The 18,062-nt window shown below is 65.6% G+C and carries 18 protein-coding genes; 9 read left to right on the top strand and 9 right to left on the bottom strand.

All coding sequences use genetic code 11. The features are described from left to right. Positions 1–211: 211 nt before the first annotated feature. On the bottom strand, positions 212–2,017 hold the full coding sequence (phaC, locus tag CEJ42_RS07250) for a class I poly(R)-hydroxyalkanoic acid synthase (RefSeq protein WP_088750494.1): 1,806 nt from the start codon (positions 2,015–2,017) through the stop codon (positions 212–214). 57 nt (positions 2,018–2,074) lie between these two features. Here phaC and CEJ42_RS07245 point away from each other — a divergent pair, with 57 nt between their 5' ends. Further along, positions 2,075–2,344, top strand: a complete 270-nt coding sequence (locus tag CEJ42_RS07245) for a hypothetical protein (protein ID WP_079214459.1) — start codon at positions 2,075–2,077, stop codon at positions 2,342–2,344. Positions 2,345–2,473: 129 nt separating this feature from the next. Here CEJ42_RS07245 and CEJ42_RS07240 read toward each other — a convergent pair whose 3' ends face one another. Both CEJ42_RS07240 and CEJ42_RS07235 read right to left on the bottom strand, forming a co-directional pair. Beyond that, on the bottom strand, positions 2,474–2,734 hold the full coding sequence (locus CEJ42_RS07240) for a GNAT family protein (RefSeq protein ID WP_079214458.1): 261 nt from the start codon (positions 2,732–2,734) through the stop codon (positions 2,474–2,476). Between the two features lie 3 nt (positions 2,735–2,737). Continuing rightward, positions 2,738–3,505 (bottom strand): sulfite exporter TauE/SafE family protein, encoded by a 768-nt coding sequence (locus CEJ42_RS07235; protein ID WP_088750493.1) that lies wholly within the window; start codon positions 3,503–3,505, stop codon positions 2,738–2,740. A 131-nt stretch (positions 3,506–3,636) separates the two neighbouring features. Between CEJ42_RS07235 and CEJ42_RS07230 the strand changes: the two genes are divergently transcribed. Next, a complete protein-coding gene (locus CEJ42_RS07230; protein ID WP_079214456.1) occupies positions 3,637–4,542 on the top strand; it encodes a LysR substrate-binding domain-containing protein in 906 nt (301 codons plus the stop codon). A 106-nt stretch (positions 4,543–4,648) separates the two neighbouring features. On the opposite strand, the gene pgeF is transcribed toward CEJ42_RS07230, so the two are convergent. Together pgeF and CEJ42_RS07220 are read right to left on the bottom strand one after the other, a co-directional pair. Then, the gene (gene pgeF, locus CEJ42_RS07225; protein ID WP_088750492.1) at positions 4,649–5,398 is read right to left on the bottom strand and encodes a peptidoglycan editing factor PgeF; all 750 of its coding nucleotides are present in this window, start codon (positions 5,396–5,398) and stop codon (positions 4,649–4,651) included. Positions 5,399–5,408: 10 nt separating this feature from the next. Further along, on the bottom strand, positions 5,409–6,527 hold the full coding sequence (locus CEJ42_RS07220; RefSeq protein WP_088750491.1) for an RluA family pseudouridine synthase: 1,119 nt from the start codon (positions 6,525–6,527) through the stop codon (positions 5,409–5,411). A gap of 117 nt (positions 6,528–6,644) precedes the next feature. Between CEJ42_RS07220 and CEJ42_RS07215 the strand changes: the two genes are divergently transcribed. After that, positions 6,645–7,445, top strand: coding sequence for an outer membrane protein assembly factor BamD (locus CEJ42_RS07215; protein ID WP_079214453.1), 801 nt, complete (start codon positions 6,645–6,647; stop codon positions 7,443–7,445). A gap of 95 nt (positions 7,446–7,540) precedes the next feature. Here CEJ42_RS07215 and yaaA read toward each other — a convergent pair whose 3' ends face one another. Then, complete coding sequence (gene yaaA, locus CEJ42_RS07210) at positions 7,541–8,317, bottom strand: peroxide stress protein YaaA (protein ID WP_088750490.1); 777 nt, start codon at positions 8,315–8,317, stop codon at positions 7,541–7,543. A 229-nt stretch (positions 8,318–8,546) separates the two neighbouring features. Here yaaA and CEJ42_RS07205 point away from each other — a divergent pair, with 229 nt between their 5' ends. The 6 genes from CEJ42_RS07205 to CEJ42_RS07180 all read left to right on the top strand — a co-directional run bounded on the left by CEJ42_RS07205 (position 8,547) and on the right by CEJ42_RS07180 (position 14,332). Then, a complete protein-coding gene (locus tag CEJ42_RS07205; protein ID WP_088750489.1) occupies positions 8,547–10,304 on the top strand; it encodes a methyl-accepting chemotaxis protein in 1,758 nt (585 codons plus the stop codon). A gap of 240 nt (positions 10,305–10,544) precedes the next feature. After that, entirely contained in the window at positions 10,545–10,826 is a 282-nt protein-coding gene (locus tag CEJ42_RS07200) for a hypothetical protein (RefSeq protein ID WP_079219031.1), read from the top strand. A 20-nt stretch (positions 10,827–10,846) separates the two neighbouring features. Further along, entirely contained in the window at positions 10,847–11,362 is a 516-nt protein-coding gene (locus CEJ42_RS07195; RefSeq protein ID WP_088750488.1) for a putative toxin-antitoxin system toxin component, PIN family, read from the top strand. A 92-nt stretch (positions 11,363–11,454) separates the two neighbouring features. Further along, positions 11,455–12,612: a pyridoxal phosphate-dependent aminotransferase gene (locus CEJ42_RS07190; RefSeq protein ID WP_088750487.1), complete on the top strand. Its 1,158-nt coding sequence runs from the start codon at positions 11,455–11,457 to the stop codon at positions 12,610–12,612. A gap of 141 nt (positions 12,613–12,753) precedes the next feature. Then, a complete protein-coding gene (locus CEJ42_RS07185) occupies positions 12,754–13,461 on the top strand; it encodes an enoyl-CoA hydratase-related protein (RefSeq protein ID WP_088750486.1) in 708 nt (235 codons plus the stop codon). A 178-nt stretch (positions 13,462–13,639) separates the two neighbouring features. Continuing rightward, a complete protein-coding gene (locus CEJ42_RS07180; protein WP_088750485.1) occupies positions 13,640–14,332 on the top strand; it encodes a glutathione binding-like protein in 693 nt (230 codons plus the stop codon). An 84-nt stretch (positions 14,333–14,416) separates the two neighbouring features. On the opposite strand, the gene CEJ42_RS07175 is transcribed toward CEJ42_RS07180, so the two are convergent. From CEJ42_RS07175 to CEJ42_RS07165, 3 genes are all read right to left on the bottom strand, one after another. Next, positions 14,417–16,177, bottom strand: a complete 1,761-nt coding sequence (locus tag CEJ42_RS07175) for a sensor domain-containing diguanylate cyclase (RefSeq protein WP_243397812.1) — start codon at positions 16,175–16,177, stop codon at positions 14,417–14,419. 347 nt (positions 16,178–16,524) lie between these two features. Continuing rightward, a complete protein-coding gene (locus CEJ42_RS07170) occupies positions 16,525–16,980 on the bottom strand; it encodes a MaoC family dehydratase (protein WP_088750483.1) in 456 nt (151 codons plus the stop codon). A 38-nt stretch (positions 16,981–17,018) separates the two neighbouring features. Continuing rightward, positions 17,019–18,044, bottom strand: a complete 1,026-nt coding sequence (locus CEJ42_RS07165; protein ID WP_088750482.1) for a diguanylate cyclase — start codon at positions 18,042–18,044, stop codon at positions 17,019–17,021. Positions 18,045–18,062 lie beyond the last annotated feature (18 nt).

Genomic DNA, 18,062 nt, shown 5'->3' with positions numbered 1-18,062 from the left:
CTATAGGGTACTTGGGGTACTGCACTGTCTCCCCTCTCTCGCGTCTGGTCTGCGCCCGCATTTGCCGGATTCCCGGCAGGCCGGTCGCGGCCTTTGAGCCCTGCGCCAGGCCCGCGACCTTTCGCCGCCGCAGCCGTGCCGCATTGCCATACTGCTTCTTCAACGCCGGCTTCTGCGTCCGGCTGCACTATTTCAGTTCGCGCCGCCGGCCTCAGGCGACCTGGTCGGCCTTCACCTTGACGTAGCGTCCCGGCGCGGGCTCGATCGCCTTGTATTTGGCCGCTCCGGCCTGCTTGGGCGCGGCCACCTTGCGCCCGCCATGCTTGGCCAGGAAAGCCGCCCACTCGGTCCACCAGCTGCCCGGATGCTCCTTGGCCCTGGCGAACCATGCATCGGGATCGGCTTCCAGCTTGTCGTTGATCCAGTAATTGCGCTTGTTCTTGGAAGCCGGGTTGATGACGCCGGCGATGTGGCCCGAGGCGCCCAGCACGAAACGGTTGTTGGAACGCTTGGACGCGTTGATCAGCGCCACCGAGGCATAGGCCGACTTCCACGGCACGATGTGGTCTTCGCGCGAGGCATAGATGAAGGCCGGCGCGGTGATCTTGCGCAAGTCGATCTTCTCCCCGGCGACGGTCAGGCGGCCCGGATCCTTGAGCGCGTTCTCCAGGTACATGTGGCGCAGGTAGTAGCAGAACATCGGGCCCGGCAGATTGGTGCTGTCCGCATTCCAGTACAGCAGGTCGAACGCGGTCGGCGCCTCGCCCTTGAGGTAGTTGGATTCGACGTAGTTCCACAGCAGGTCGTTGGGACGCAGGCTGGAGAAGGCGCTGGAGAAATCGCGCCCCGCCATCAGGCCGCGCTTGCCGATCATCTGTTCGCGCATGGCCAGTTGCACTTCATCGATATAGACGTCGATGGCGCCCGTGTCGACGAAATCCAGGAAGGTGGTCAGCAGCGTCAGGCTGGACACCGGATCCTCGCCGCGCGCGGCCAAGAGGGCCAGGGCGCACGACAGGATGGTGCCGCCGACGCAGAAGCCCAGCGCATTGATCTGCGGCTGCTTGCTGACTTCCTGGGCGATGTGGATGGCCTTGACCACGGCGTCGTCCACGTACTGGTCCCAGGTCGCGCCCTCCAGGGAGGCGTCGGCGTTGCGCCAGGAAATCAGGAATACGGTATGTCCCTGCTCCACCGTGTAGCGCACCAGGGAGTTCTGCGGCTGCAGGTCGAGGATGTAGAACTTGTTGATGCACGGCGGCACGATCAGCAGCGGCACCGCGTGCACGGTCTTGGTCAGCGGCTTGTACTGGATCAGCTGGAACAGCTCGTTCTCGTAGATCACCGCGCCTTCGCTGGCGCCGACATCGCGGCCGACTTCGAAGGCGGTTTCATCGGTCTGCGAGACATGGCCCTTCTGCAGGTCGGCCAGCAACTGGGCGATGCCCTTGGTCAGGCTCTCGCCGCGGGTTTCGATGATCTTCTGCTGGGCGACCGGGTTGGTCGCCAGGAAGTTGGCGGGCGACATCGCGTCGATCATTTGCTGCACCGCAAAACGCAATTTGTGGCGCACCTTGTCGGTGCCCTTCACCGCATCGGCCAGGGACAACAGGAAACGGGAGTTCAGCTGGTAGGCCGCAGCCTGAAACGCGAAGTAGGGATTCTCCTGCCAGGCCGGCGCCGACAGGCGGCGATCGGTAATGGCGGGCGTCTTCGAGGAGATCGTCGATTGCCAGAGCTCGGAGAACTGCTGCGCATAGTCCTGCTGCAGCCGGACCATATCGGCCGGATCCAGGGTTGCGCCCAGATCGCCCAACTGCTTGACCAGCGAGCCCGGATCGAACTGCCCGGCAGCCGGCGGCATGGCCATGGCGGAAAACGATTTCAGCTGCGGCTGAATCTGCTCGAACTGGGATTGGAATTGTGACTGCAATGAGGTCCAGAACTTCGGGTCGGACATCTGCGCCAGCCATGCGGATACATCGGGGGAGGTGTGCTGCGGATTCTGCTTGTTCATGCTCGGATCTGCAATTTTCGCGTATCTTTACGGTTTGTCTCGACGCCGCGCACCACCATGTACATCATCGCTATCGCATGGCTTTACGTCGTCTTCATGATGTCGATCACCGAACAGTCTGCGGTCGCCGGAGTGACCACCTTCCTGCTGTACGGCGTATTTCCCTTGACCATCGTTTTATACCTGATGGGTACGCCGCAACGCAAGCGGAATCGACAAAAAATGGAGAAAACGAAAGCCTCCCGCAAGGAAGAGTCGGCAATTGACGAGCAGGAGAAATGCGAGCACAAGCAAAGCGATCCGGCCGCCGACAAGCCCGCCGGCTAAGGGCTGCGCATGCGCGCCGGGACATCGCGCAGTCGCCATCAGGGGGGATCCTGCGCACCATGCCGGTGATCGCGCCGGGCCTGTCGCGGCGCGGCTTGCGCAATGCATCATGAGGCCGCCGACGGCGACTCAGCGCCTGCCCGCGCGCACCACCGCGATCTCGCTGTAGCGCCCTTTCAGCGCCGCCAGCATGTCGCGCAAGACCTTGGTCCCGCGCCACGGCGGCGACACATAGGCCATACGTAACTGCACGCCGCCGCTACGTAACTCGCAGTCAAGCATGCCTATCATCTGGCCGTTCACGTAAGCGTAGACATGCACCTCGTCCTGCTGCAGCAGGCGCGGCCCTTCGATGTTCCATCCGCGGGGAACGCCATAGACACCCATCATCGCCTACTCCACGATGTGCGAAGCCAGGTGCAGCCCCAACAGCAGCAGTCCGACGAAGAAGCAGCGACGGAACGTCTGCGCCTTGACCTTGCCGCGCACCCAGGTGCCGATGAACATGCCCAGCAAGGCCGGCAGCAGCACCACCGCGGAGGCGCCCGCAACGCCGCCGCCGAAGGCGCCGCCCTGCCCCAGGTTGACGGCCAGCGCGGCGGTCGACACGGTGAAGGACAAACCCAACGCCTGGATCAGTTCATCCCGGTCCAGGTCGAGGGCCTGCAGGTAAGGCACGGCCGGAATCACGAACACGCCGGTGGCGGCGGTGACCAGTCCGGTCGCCACGCCGACGACGGGCGACCACCATTTCTGGCGTTGCGCCGGCACCGAAAACTTGAACGACGCCAGGCCCGCGGCCGCATACAACACCAGCGCCACGCCCAGCGCGATGATCGCGCGGCGGCCGCCGTCGGCGCCCATGAAACCACTGCCGGCCAGGGTGCCCACCACGATGCCGGCCAGCATGGCCCACAGCCGGCGCGCCAGCGCCAGGAAGGCGCCGCCGGCCAGCAACTGCCATACATTCGTCACCATCGAAGGCACAATCAGCAACGCGGCCGCCTGCACCGGCGGCATCACCAGGCTCAGGAGCCCCACCGCCACCGTCGGCAGGCCCAGGCCGATGACGCCCTTGACGAAGCCGGCGAGCAGGAAGACGCCGAGGCACGCCGCCAGCACGGCGGCATTCATGTTCATGAAAGTAAGGACGGATTGCATGGCGAAACCGGAAAAGGCAGCGTGCTGCCGAATTGGAATGCGCACAGTCTGCCAGTCCTCGCGCGGCCTGAAAATGTGGAATACACTTAGCCAGCCTTCGGCATGAACGAAGGCTGACCACTCTGACCGCCATGAGCAACCGATTCGACCTTTCCGACCTGCGGCTCTTCCTGCACATCGTGGAGACCGGCAGCATCACCGCCGGCGCCGCGCGCGCCCACATGGCGCTGGCCTCGGCCAGCGCCCGCATCCGCAATATGGAAGACGCGCTGGGAGCGGCGCTCCTGGAACGCGGCCGGCGCGGCGTGCAGACTACCGACGCCGGCCGCGCCCTGGCGCACCACGCGCGCATGATGGGCCAGCAGATGGAGCAGCTGCGCGACGAGCTGGGCCAGTACGCGCAAGGCCTGAAAGGCCACATCCGCCTGCTGTGCAATACCTCGGCCATGACCGAGTTCCTGCCCGAAGTGCTGGCGGCCTTCCTGGCGCGCCATCCGCACACCGACATCGAACTGGAAGAAAAGCTCAGTTACGAAGTGGTCCAGGCGGTCGTCGACGGCATCGCCGACGTCGGCATCATCGCCGACTCCACCGACGCCGGCCCGTTGCAGACCTTCCCTTTCCGCCAGGATCATCTGGTGGCGGTGCTGGCGAAGAAACATCCGCTGGCCAAGCGCAAGAGCGTGGGTTTCAGCGAGCTGCTGGACGAAGACTTCGTCGGCCTGTCCGGCGACAGCGCCCTGCAGCAGCATTTGTCCGGCCATGCCACGCGCGTGGGTCGCCGGCTGCAATACCGCGTGCGCCTGCGCAGCTTCGACGGCATCTGCCGCATGGTCGAGCAGCAGGTCGGCGTGGCCATCATTCCCGAGACCGCGGCCCACGCCTGCGCGCCGCACATGGAGATCCGCGCCATCCCGCTGTCGGACGCCTGGAGCCGGCGCCAGCTGCTGATCTGCGTGCGCGGCCTGGACGGCTTGCCCGGCCACACGCGCGAACTGATCCAGGCCTTGCAGGCGCACCCGCAACGACGCGCGTAAGCGCGGGGCGACGAGACAAAAAAAACGGCGGCCCGTGCAAGGGCCGCCATTTCCATCGTGCATCCGCAGCGCGGATCTGCAATCAGCAATCAGCGTTCAGACCGCGTCATGACTTGAGCCACACCAGGGACGCCATGCGCCCGGTCGTCTTGTCGCGCCGATACGAATAGAAGCGCGTATCGCCGACGGTGCACAAGCCGCCGCCGGTCACCTCGTTCACATCGACCGCCGCCAGGCGCATGCGGGCCAGCAGGTAGATGTCGGCGAGGAATTTGCCCGGCCTGCCCTCATAAGGACGAAAAGCCCCGGCGGCAGCGGCGTCGTGCCGCAGGAACTCGTCGCGCACCTCGGCGCCGACTTCAAAACGGTCAGGGCCGATCGCCGGCCCCAGCCAGGCCATGATGTCCTGGGCGCCGCGCGCGCGCATCGCCGCCACGGTGTTCTCCAGCACGCCCGCGGCCAACCCGCGCCAGCCGGCATGCGCCGCGCCCACCACCTTGCCGGCGCGGTCGCAGAACAGGACCGGCAGGCAGTCCGCCGTCATCATCACGCACACCGCGCCCGGGGTGTCGCTCACGCAACCGTCGGCCTGTGCGCCCGGCGGCAGCGCGGCCGCATCCAGCACGGTCACGCCATGCACCTGCGACAGCCACGCGGGCTCCTGCGGCAGCAGGCGACGCAGGAGCGCCCGGTTCTGCGCCACCAGCGCCGGATCGTCGTCCACATGCACGCCCAGGTTCAGGCCCGGCCCGCCCTGCCCGTCATCATAGGGATGCGGGCTGTGGCCGCCGGCGCGCAGCGTGGTCAGGGCGCCGACGTTGTCGGGCGCGTTCCATTGCGGAATCAGCAGCTCCATGGGCTCGCTTTCAATATTCGTCGTCCTCGTCGTCCGCCTCTCCGGTCACGGGATCCGGCTCTTCGGACATTTCCGGCACCACCGCCAGCGCCGGATCGATGCCGGCGCGCCGGAGCAGCTCGACGATGTCTTCCGGCAGCGGCGCCGCCCATTGGCGGAACTTGCCCGAGGTCGGATGCACCAGTCCCAGGCGCGCGGCCAGCAGGGCCTGGCGCGGGAACACCGGCATCAGGTGCGGCTTGCCGTACAGCGCGTCGCCCACCAGCGAGAAGCCCAGCGACTGCAGGTGCACGCGGATCTGGTGGGTACGCCCGGTCTCCAGGCGGCAATGCACCAGGCTGACCGGCTTGCGGTCGATCTCGCCGGTCGCCAGGCGGCGATAGTGCGTCACCGCCGGCTTGGCGATCATGCTCTGGGATACCGCCATCTTGATGCGGTCGCGCGGATGGCGCGCCATCGGCGCGTTGACGGTGCCCGACAGCTGCGGCAGGCCCCACACCAGCGCCAGGTACTGGCGCTTCATGCTGCGCTTTTGCAACTGGCGCACCAGGTCGGTCTGGGCGGCCAGGGTCTTGCCCACCACCATCAGGCCGCTGGTCTCCTTGTCCAGGCGGTGCACGATGCCCGCGCGCGGCACATTGGCCAACTGCGGGCAATGATGCAGCAGCCCGTTGAGCAGCGTGCCGCTCCAGTTGCCGGCGGCGGGGTGCACCACCAGGCCGGCCGGCTTGTTGAGGACGATGATGGATTTGTCGTCATGCAGGATGTCCAGCGCCATCGGCTCGGGGCCGTAGGCGTGGTCCTGCGGGGACGACTGCGGCGCCACTTCCACCCGCTCGTCGCCCAGCATGGTCATCTTGGCTTTGGCGGGCGCGCCGTCGACGGTCACGTGGCCTTCTTCGATCCATTGCTGGATGCGGCTGCGGGAAAATTCGGGGATCAGGCCGGAGAGCACCTTGTCCAGGCGCTGGCCGATGACTTCATCGCCCAGGCGCAGGGAAATGGGCTCCAGGCCGGTGCCTGATTCTTCGGACGCGTCCTCGCCTTCGGCGAATTCTTCGGACTCCGGCAGGTCTGTCTTTACAGCCTGCTCGGCATTTGTAATCTGAGGGGGTTTCTTACGTGACATCAGCTATAATCGCCGGATCGGGCGGATTGAAATTCGGATAACCGTGCAGCCAGCCCGGAAAGGCGCGCGCGCCTGACAAGCAAAAACGGTAAGCATTCAGACAAGTACATTAGAGTCATGCACAAAATCTTATTGAAGTTCATCACCGTCGGCTTTGCCCTGTCGCTCACGGCTTGCGGTCTGTTGCCGGAACAAAAGGACGAGACGGTTGGCTGGTCTGCCTCGAAATTATACTCGGAAGCCAAGGACGAACTGAACGCCGGCGGCTACGACAAGGCAATCAAGTATTTCGAAAAGCTGGAATCGCGCTATCCGTTCGGCACTTATGCCCAGCAGGCGCAGATGGACGTCGCCTACGCCTACTACCGCCAGAATGACCAGGCGCAAGGCCTGGCCGCGGTGGACCGCTTCATCAAGCTGCACCCGAACCACCCCAACGTCGACTACATGTACTACCTGCGCGGGCTGATCAACTTCAACGACCGCACCAGCATCTTCGACACCTTTACCGACCAGGACAACACCGAGCGCGACCCCAAGGCGATGCGCGACGCGTTCGACTCCTTCAAGCTGCTGGCCGAACGTTTTCCTGAGAGCAAGTACACGCCCGACGCCGTCGCGCGCATGAAGTACCTGGTCAACGCGATGTCGCAGTACGACGTGCACGTGGCCAACTACTACTACCGCCGCGGCGCCTACGTCTCGGCCGCCAACCGCGCCCAGGCCGCCATCAAGCAATACCCGGACGCGCCGGCCAACGAAGAGGCGCTGTTCATCCTGATGCGTTCCTACGACGCGCTGGGCCAGACCAAGCTGCGTGACGACACCGAGCGCGTCATCAAGGCCAACTACCCGAACAGCCCCTGGTACGCAGGCGGCCCGAAGCAGAAGGAAAAACCCTGGTGGAAGATCTGGTAATCCGAGGATCTTGCCGCAAGACATGAAAAAGCCCCGCGATGCGGGGCTTTTTCATTGCCGCTGCAACATCGCGCGCGGCCTTGCCTGAGCCGGCCTCAGGCGGCCAGCTTGCGGCGGAACACCCAGCTGCTCTCGGTGGACGCCTCTTCGGCGAACGCATAGCCCTCCAGGTCGAAGCCCTTGAGCTTTTCCGGCTGGCTGATGTTCTTCAGCGCCGCGTAGCGCGCCATCAGGCCGCGTGCGCGCTTGGCGTAGAACGAGATGATCTTGTACTTGCCGCCCTTCCAGTCTTCGAACACCGGCGAGATCACCTTGGCCTTCAGAAGCTTGGGCTTGACCACCTTGAAATACTCTTCCGAGGCCAGGTTCACCAGCACCGGCGCCTTTTGCGCGGCCAGCTCGCCGTTGATCGCCTCGGTCACCTCGCCGCCCCAGAAGGCATACAGGTCCTTGCCGTGCGGATTGGCCAGCTTGGTGCCCATTTCCAGGCGGTAGGGCTGCATCAGGTCCAGCGGGCGCAGCATGCCGTACAGGCCGGAGAGAATGCGCACGTGAGCCTGCACGTAGTCCAGCTGCTTGGCGCTCAAGGAAGACGCGTCCAGCCCTTCGTAGACGTCGCCGTTGAAGGCCAGCACGGCCTGCTTGGAATTCTTTGCCGTGAACTTGCGCGACCAGCTGGCATAGCGGTTCACGTTCAGCACCGACAACTGGTCGGAAATGCCCATCAGGCTGCCGATATCGGCCGGCGACAATGTCTTGAGCACCTCGATCAGCTCGGCCGAACGGGGGATGAAGGCGGGCGTGGTGTGGACATCGGTGGTGGGCGGCGTATCGTAGTCGAGCGACTTGGCGGGAGACAAAACAATCAGCATGGGATTTCATCCAATCAACAGGTTCGCGCAATGATACCGAAAGCTCGTCCATTGCGCGCGGCCGGGCGGCGCGAGTGGCCGCGATACGCCAATTTGCCGCGCAAAGACCGCGCTATTGCGCCCTTTGCCGTGCGCCGCAGACTTCTACACTGAGCCGGCAATCCATGCAGGCCGTCCCCTGCCCGCATGAACGAGGTGCCCCAACTCCATCGACCGAAGGGAAATAACCATGAACTGGTTCTACGACCTGCGCATCGCCCGCAAACTGCTCATTACCTTCACCGCCATCCTGCTGCTGACCGCCGTCCAGGGCGTGTTCTCCATCGTGCAGCTGGCCAAGGTCAACCAGGCGTCGACCGACATCGCCACCGACTCCCTGCCCAGCGTGCGCTACCCGCTGGAAGCCAAGGTGGCGCTGGCGCGCATACGCACGGTCCAGCTCCAGCATTTGCTGCCGGGCAACGAAGGCAACGTCGACAACAACGAGAAGATCATCTCCGATCAACTGGGCGTGCTCAATGCCGCGCTGGACAAATACGCCCCACTCACCGACACCGAAGTGGAAAAGGGCTACTTCAACGCGATCAAGGCCGACCTGGCGACCTTCGTCAAGATGCACCAGACGGTCGCCGCGCGCGTGCGCGAGCAAAAGATTGATGAGGCGCGCGAAGTGCTGATCAAGGAAGTGACGCCGGTCTACCTGCGCCTGTTCGACACCATGGACAAGGTGGTCAAGCTCAACGTCGACGCCGCCGACGCCACCGACAAGGAGGCCCAGGTCCGCTACGAGAATTCGCGCACCATGATCATCATCATCCTGGCCTGCTGCATCGGCCTGGGCCTGCTGCTGGCGACCTGGGTCGCGCGCATCGTCTCGCGCCCGCTGCAGGACGCCATGCACGTTGCCCAGCGCGTGGCCGACGGCGACCTGACGGTCGACATCAAACCCGCCGGACGCGATGAAACCGGCCGCCTGATGCAGTCGCTCAAGGCCATGAACGACAGCCTGCTGCGCATCGTCAGCCAGGTGCGCCAGGGCACCGACACCATCAGCACCGCCTCGCGCGAAATCGCCAGCGGCAACCTCGACCTCTCCTCACGCACCGAGCAGCAGGCCAGCTCGCTGGAAGAAACCGCCTCGGCCATGGAAGAACTGACCTCCACCGTCAAGCAGAACGCCGACAACGCGCGCCAGGCCAACCAGTTGGCCAATTCCGCGTCCGACGTCGCGGTGCAGGGCGGCAGCGTGGTCGGCCAGGTGGTCGACACCATGGGCGCCATCAATGAATCCTCGCGCAAGATCGTCGACATCATCGCGGTGATCGACGGCATTGCGTTCCAGACCAACATCCTGGCCTTGAACGCGGCGGTGGAAGCCGCGCGCGCCGGCGAACAGGGCCGCGGCTTTGCCGTGGTGGCGTCGGAGGTGCGCTCGCTGGCCCAGCGTTCGGCCGCCGCCGCCAAGGAAATCAAGGCCCTGATCGACGACTCGGTCGCCAAGGTCGACACCGGCAGCAAGCTGGTCGAGCAAGCCGGCACCACCATGACCGAAGTGGTCGCCAGCGTGCGCCGGGTGACCGACATCGTCGGCGAGATCACCGCTGCCAGCTCGGAGCAGAGCGACGGCATCGAGCAGGTCAATATCGCCATCACGCAGATGGACGAAGTGACACAGCAGAACGCCGCGCTGGTGGAGCAAGCCGCCGCCGCGGCAGGTTCGCTGCAGGACCAGGCCGAAAAGCTGGCCGAGCTGGTCAGCGTATTCAAGCTGGACCGCAGCCACGCCGCCGGCGCGACGCAAGCGCCCCGCCCGTCGGCCGCAGCCAGGCCGGCGCCGAAACCGGCCCCCAAAGCTGCTGCCGCAACTGCTGCGCCGGCCGCCCCTGCCATCAGGCAGGCGCCCGCCAAGGCGCCGGCGCTGCCGCCGAAGAAGTCCGAACCCAAGTCCATGCCCGACGACGACGGCGGCTCCTGGGAACAGTTCTGAGCAGCCGGCAAACCGCATCGCCAGCCCCGCCCGCGGGGCTGTTTTTTCGGCCGGGCGCGAAAACGCTCAAGTGGGCGGCGGCGCTTGCCGTTAATCAATACAAAGACGCGGCCAACGCCACAGGCACTTGCGGCGCGCTTTGCGGTCAACGCCTTGAAGGACTACATTGATATTGTCGGGATTGCCAAAACCACAATATCCCGATTGCAGCAGCCATGCCGCCCCGGCAAGGAGAAGACCATGAAACGAGACAAGGCCCTGATGGGCGAAATCCTGAAACAGCTGGCGTCGTTCGGCACCATCTACGGCGACGTGGAAAAGATCCAGTCCGCCCTGCCCGGCCAGATGGCGCCGGAGCTGATCCTGCATCACCTGCGCCTGCTGCACGACCGCGGCCTGGCGGCGGTGGACATGCATAATTTCTGGCGCGTCACCGACCAGGGGTATGATGCGCTGGAAAGCGGCAATATCTTCGCGCCGCAAGGCATGCCGCCGGCCGACAACCGCGGCATCGACAACTAGATTTTCCTGATTCCGATTCAATGAGCATTTCGGCAACACCCTTCACCGACGCCTCCCTGACCTCTTCGACCCAGCCCGCGCCCGCCGACGGCGAGCGCCAGCGGCTGGTGCTCGACACCAATGTCTGCCTCGACCTGTTCGTGTTCCGCGATCCGCGCTGGAACGCGCTGATGCAGGCGCTGCAGGACCGCAGCGTGGACGCCTACACCCGCGAAGACTGCCGGGCCGAATGGATGGCCGTGCTGGACTACCCGCACCTGTCGCCGCGCGTGCCGGACAAGGCCGCCCTGTGCGGCGAATTCGACCGCCTGCTGCAATGCCTGCCGCTGGCCGAGGTCAACACCTTCGGCCTGCCGCTGTGCACCGACCGCGACGACCAGAAGTTCCTGGAACTCGCCCTGCAATGCCGCGCCCACGTGCTGGTGAGCAAGGACAAGGCGGTGCTGAAGCTGGGCAAGCGCACCCTGCGCCAGGGCATGTTTTCCATCGTCGCCCCGCAGCACTGGCGCGCCGATGCCTTCATGGCGAAAGCCTGAAGCGCGGTTCCTGACGCAGCGCAAAAATCGCCGGCGGCGAATCCGGCTAAAATATCGGCCTTGCGAAACACCATCAGGATCAGGCCGCAGCAATGAGCACCGCTAACATCGTCACCAAACTGCCCAACGTCGGCACCACCATCTTCACCGTCATGTCCGCGCTCGCCAGCGAAAAGGGCGCGGTCAACCTCGGCCAGGGCTTCCCCGATTTCAACTGCGACCCGTCGCTGGTCCAGGCCGTCACCAACGCCATGCAGGACGGCCTGAACCAGTATCCGCCGATGGCCGGCGTGCAGGTCCTGCGCGAGGCCATCGCCGACAAGGTCGAGAAACTCTACGGCCACCGCTACGATCCCCTCACCGAGATCACCGTCACCGCCGGCGCCACCCAGGGCATCCTGACCTCGGTGCTGTGCGCGGTGCATGCGGGCGACGAGGTGATCGTCATCGAACCGGTGTACGACTGCTACGTGCCGGCCATCGAACTGGCCGGCGGCATTCCCGTGTTCGTGCAGATGACCGTCGACCAGCGCGGCTACAGCATCCCCTGGGACAAGGTCAAAGCGGCCGTCACGCCCAAGACCCGCATGATCATGGTCAACACCCCGCACAATCCGACCGGCACCGTGATGAAGGCCGCCGACGTGGCCGCGCTGGCCGACATCGTGCGCGGCACCGACATCCTGATCCTGTCCGACGAGGTCTACGAGCACATGGTCTACGACGGCGCCCCGCATGAATCGCTGGCGCGTCACCCGGAACTGGCGCAGCGCACCTTCATCAACTCCAGCTTCGGCAAGACCTACCACGTCACCGGCTGGAAGGTCGGCTTCGTGGCGGCCCCGGCGGCGATGACGGCGGAATTCCGCAAGGTGCACCAGTTCAACGTGTTCACCGTCAACACCCCGGTGCAATACGGCCTGGCCGCCTACATGAAGGATCCGGCCCCCTATCTGGACCTGCCGGCCTTCTACCAGAAGAAGCGCGACCTGTTCCGCGACGGCCTCAAGAACACCCGCTTCGAGCTGCTGCCCTCGGAAGGCACCTACTTCCAGTGCGTGAAGTACGGCGCGATCTCGGAGCTGTCCGAAGCCGAGTTCTGCAAATGGCTGACCACCGAAATCGGCGTGGCGGCGATCCCGGTCTCGGCCTTCTACAACACGCCCAAGGAATCCGGCATCGTGCGCTTCTGCTACGCCAAGAAGGACGAGACGCTGCGCCTGGCGCTGGATCGCCTGGCCAAGCTCTGATCTGGCGGCATGCGTAAAAAAGGCGTCCGAGGACGCCTTTTTTATTGCGGGCGGGGCAAGGCGGACGACGCCGGAACCACGCTTTGCTATCATCACCCGGCCCGAAGAACCCGGGGCGCAACAAGAACAGAACACCCGACCATGACCGCAGAACTCAAGGCCGCGCGCCACGACGCCATCCTGAGCATCACCCTGTCCAACCCCGGTCGCGGCAACGCGCTGGATCCCTCCATGCTGACGGCCGCCATCGAAACGCTGTCGGCCGTCGACCGCGACGACTCGGTGCGCGCGGTGGTGCTGGCCGGCGAAGGCAGCCAGTTCAGCCAGGGCATGGAACTGCCGCAGGATGCGCCCGGCCGCCTGCAGGCGCTGGAAAGCCTGCACAGCCTGGTCGACATGCTGCGCAGTTATCGCAAGCCGGTGATCGCCGCGGTGGACGGCCTGGCCGCAGACGCCGGCCTGGCGCTGGCATTGGCCTGCGACCTGGTGGTCGCCACCCGCCAGGCGCAGTTTGCCCTGACGCCTGCCCAGCAGGGCACATGGGCCACCGGCGGCGCCACCTGGCTGCTGGCGCAGGCCTTGCCGCCGGCGCTGCTGGCCGAACTGCACCTGGATCCCGCGCCGCTGGGCGCGCAGCGGCTGCACGCGGCCGGCATCGTCAATCGCCTCGCCGCCGACGGCCGGGCCCTGCAGGAAGCGCTGGCCTGGGCCGAGCACCTCGCGGCGCAAGGCAGCGCTTCGCCCCAGGCCACCGAGCTGTTGAAGGAGATGCTGCGCGATGCGCGCGGCCAAAGCCTGGAACAGCACTTCAACGGCGAAAAGCGCCGCCTGGCCGCCCGCCGCGCCTGATCCCGGCTCCGCTCAACCGCTCCACGGCGGCGCCAATCTGCTGCGCCCGCGCCGCCGCCGCGCCTGCAGCCCGCGCGCCCTTCCGCTACACTAGCCGGGCGAAAAAATTGCACCGCTCCCCTGACGGCAGCCCTCGCAGGTGCCCCATACCACCGGATCAACGCAAACAAGGACACACATGATCGACGTCTACAGCTGGGCCACGCCCAACGGCCACAAGGTTCACATCATGCTGGAAGAATGCGGCCTGCCCTACACCGCGCACGCCATCGATATCGGCGCGGGCGACCAGTTCACGCCGGAATTCCTGAAGATCTCCCCGAACAACAAGATCCCCGCCATCGTCGATCCCGACGGTCCGGACGGCCAGCCGATCTCGCTGTTCGAGTCGGGCGCCATCCTGATCTACCTGGCGGGCAAGACCGGCCGCCTGCTCGGCAATACCGACCGCGAAAAATATGAAGTGCTGCAATGGGTGATGTTCCAGATGGGCGGCCTGGGGCCGATGCTGGGCCAGGCGCACCATTTCCGCCTGTACGCGCCGGAGCAGATCGAGTATGCGGTGAACCGCTACAGCAACGAAGCCAAGCGCCTCTACCAGGTGATGGACAAGCAGCTGGCCAAGCACGCCTACCTGGCCGGCGACGAATACACCATCGCCGACATCGCCAGCTTCCCCTGGACCCGCTCGCACAAGAACCAGGGCATCGACCTGGCCGATTACCCGAACGTGCAGCGCTGGTTCGACGCCATCAGCGCGCGTCCGGCAGTGCAGCGCGGCGTGACCGTGCTGGCCGACAAGCGCAAGCCGCTCACCGACGACAAGGCCAAGGACCTGCTGTTCGGCAAGAGCCAGTACCAGAAACGCTGAGCGGCATGAAACAGTGAAGGACGGCCGCGCGGCGGTCAGGTGAAGCCGGGCAAAACCGGACAATCCGGACAATGCCGGACAACGTCAGACAGCAGCGGGCGCAATCTCGAAACGGTTGCGCCCGTTCGCCTTGGCGCGATAGAGCGCGTCGTCGCTCTCGCGCAGCACCGTCTCCTGGCACGCCGAGCCGGCGTGCATGATGGCGATGCCGATCGACAGCGTGACCGCGACGGCCTTGCCCTCCAGCTGCAAAGGCTGGGCCGCGAAGCCGCGCTGCAGCCGCTCGGCGAACCCTGACGCCACCACGGCATCGGCGTCGGCCAGGATCACGGCGAACTCCTCTCCCCCGTAACGCCCCACGGTATCGCTCTTGCGCAGCTGCGCCTTGAGCACTGCGGCGAAGTTCTTCAGCACCAGGTCGCCCACGGCGTGGCCGTAGGTATCGTTGACCACCTTGAAATGATCGAGGTCGCACATCAGGATGGCCGCGCGCCCCTCCGGGCTGCGCTGCAGGCGGCCGTGCTCTTCTTCCAGCCGCCGCATGAAATAGCGGCGGTTGGGCAGCTGCGTGAGGAAGTCGGTCAGCGCGAACTCCTGCAACTCCAGCTCGATCGCCTTGCTCTCGCTCACGTCGCTGATGAAGCCATGCCACAGCACGCTGCCGTCATCCAGGCGGCGCGGACGCGCATGGCCGCGCAGCCAGCGCATGCCAAGGCCGGGCGGCATGACGCGATATTCCAGGCGCCAGTGCGCGGCGCCGCCGGCGATCGCCTCCAGCGAGGCCTTGTAGAGCGGCAGATCATCGGGATGCATGATGCTCTCGATCGCCGCCGCCTCTTCCAGCAACTGCTCGGGCGCCAGCCCGTAAGTCTCGCGCGAGCCTTCGCTGACGTAGGTGAAATAACCGTCCGCCCCGGGCGGCACGCGGTACTGGAACGCCATGCCGGGAATCTCGCTGGTCAGGTCGGCCAACAGCTGGCTGCTCTTGCGCAGCTTGCCGGTCAGCAGCTTGACCTCGGTGATGTCGGTGGTGGTGCCGATCATGCGCAGCGCATTGCCCTGGTCGTCGCGCGCCACCACCTTGCCGCGGCTGCAGATCCACTTGTAGCTGCCGTCGCGGCACAGGATGCGGTGCTCGACCATGTAGGTGTCGGACTTCGCCTCGAAGTGCTTGCGGATGGTTTCCTGCACGTAGGGCAGGTCGTCCGGATGCACGCGCTTGTAGGCATCCTCGATGTGATTGGACAGCTCCCAGTCCTCGTAGCCGAGAATGGCCTTCCAGCCGCGCGAATAGTAGATCTCGCCGGTCACGGCGTTGCGGTCCCAGATGCCGGTGCCGCTGCCCTCGATGGCCAGCGCCATGCGCTCGTCCGACGGACTGGCCGCTTCGATGGGCGGCCGCACATGGCTGGGCGCCAGCGAGCGCTCGATCGACAGCATGGCCATCGACACCGCCGCGCCCACCGTCTGCCGGTAGGCGGCGTCTTCATATGCGGTCTCGGCGAGCGCGCCGGCGGCGCCGCATACCACCAGGATGCCCGCCACATCGCCGGCGAAGGAGCGCAGCGGCAGCATCTCGATCACTTCGGCGCCATGGGCGGCGGCGGTCTGCTGGAACAGCGCCCAGAATTGCGGCGTATCGGGCTCGGCGACTTCGAGCGCCTCGACCTGCTGCACATGCGGCGGCGCCATGCAACGGGCGGAGCCGACGCGCATGCGTCGCTGCTGCGCATCGAACAGGAAAATGGCCAGGGAACGGGCCGGATAGGCCTCTGAAAATCCGCCTGCGATGCGGTCGAGCAAATGGTCGAGCGGCGCTCCGCGGGCGATGTAGGAAAGGGTCACATTATTGAATGCGAGCGCCTTCTGGTGAAAAGCGGTTTCTGCTTGGCTTGCTGGTCGTTCAAACGTCATGGGCAATCATCGGCAAACGCGCGGCGGCGGTTGCTGCCTGCCGCGCCATCGTCCGCCATCGTGGCGCCACCCCATGGCCGCCGCGGGCGAACGTCCCTGCACGCGGCGCCGGACAATGCCCGCCGCATGCCGGCACTGTCTTGGTGCAGTACCGAATTCGCCCACCTTAGCATCTTCTCAACAGCCGACGAAGGCAAATTTCGCCGGCCGTTGAATGCGATGTTGTATGACAACAAATATCGTGATGTTTCGCGAGGATCTGCGCGCGGAAGTCCTGTTCAGTAGCGGCGCACCAGGAATTCGGCCACGCACACCGGCTTTTCCGAGCCTTCGCATTCCACCGTGATTTCCCAGGCCAGCTGCGCGCCGCCGGGAATATCCTCCACCGACTGCAGCACGATGACGCCGCGCACGCTGCGCCCCACCGGCAGCGGCGCCGGGAAGCGCACGCGGTTCAGGCCGTAGTTCAGCAACATCTTGACGTCCGCGCCCAGGCTGATCGCGCTGCCCAGGAGGCGCGGCAGCAGCGCCAGCGTCAGGAAACCGTGGGCCACGGTGCCGCCGAAGGGCAGCTCGCGCGCGGCGCGCTCGACGTCGACGTGTATCCATTGATGGTCGCCGGTGGCGTCGGCGAAGCGGTTGACCTGTTCCTGCGAGACTTCGATCCAGTCGCTGACGGCCACTTCCTGGCCGGCCAGCGATTTCAGTTCTTCCAGCGTGGCGATTTCGCGCATCCTGCGTGTTCCTTGTCGTTGCGTTCGGTCCGGATGGCTCAGGCGTCTTGCCAGACCACCCGGTTGCGGCCCTGCTGCTTGGCCATGTAGAGGCGGCGGTCGGCCATCTCGATCAGCTCGCTGATGGGCTGCTCCTCGCCCGGCACCACGCAACCCGCGCCGATGCTGACCGTGAGCCACTGGCTGGCGGCCGAGCGCTCGTGCGGCACCTGCTGCGCCTCGACCAGCTTGCAGATCTTCTCGCCGATGGCGTGGGCGCCGTCCAGCGCGGTGCGCGGCAGGATCATGGCGAACTCCTCGCCGCCGAAACGCGCCGAGAGGTCGGCCGGGCGCATGATGCTGCCCTCCAGCGCCTGCGCCACCTGGCGCAGCACGGCGTCGCCGGCGACGTGGCCGTAGTTGTCGTTGTAGAGCTTGAAGTAATCGACATCGATCAAGAGCAGCGCCAGCTCCAGCTTTTCGCGCCGCGCGCGCTTCCACTCGGCGGCCAGGTAGTCGTCGAAATAGCGGCGGTTGGCGATGCCGGTCAGGCCGTCGGTATTGGTCAGGCGCTGCAGTTCGAAGTTGGACTGCTGCAGCTGCTGCTGGCTCTCGCGCAGCGCGCGGTAAGCGGCGTCGCGCTGCAGCAGGTTGATGTAGGAGCGCGAGTGATAGCGGATGCGCGCCACCAGCTCGATCACATCGGGCAGCTTGACCATGTAGTCGTTGGCGCCGCCGGCGAAGGCGTCGCGCTTGACGGTGGCGTCTTCCTTGGACGACAGCACGATGATGGGCACGTCGGCCAGCGTCGGCGTGGCGCGGTACTGCCGCACCAGCGTCATGCCGTCCACGCCCGGCATCACCAGGTCTTGCAGGATCACGGTCGGCCGCGTCTTCTCGGCCACCATCAGCGCCTCTTCGGCGCGCGTGCAGAAGTGGAAGTCGATGTTGGGCTCGTTCATCAGGGCGCGGCGGATAGCCTCGCCCACCATGGCCTGGTCGTCGACCAGCAGCACCATGATCTTATATTCGTCCGCCGACAGCGCGGGGCCGCCGTTGGGGATGTCGGTGTGCACCGAAATCATTGTTCTTATCCTTCAGAT

The sequence above is a fragment of the Herbaspirillum robiniae genome, from assembly GCF_002213415.1.
Classification (GTDB): domain Bacteria; phylum Pseudomonadota; class Gammaproteobacteria; order Burkholderiales; family Burkholderiaceae_D; genus Herbaspirillum; species Herbaspirillum robiniae.
The sequence above is the reverse complement of the archived record's forward strand: the minus strand, read 5'-3'. Positions and strand labels throughout refer to the sequence as shown.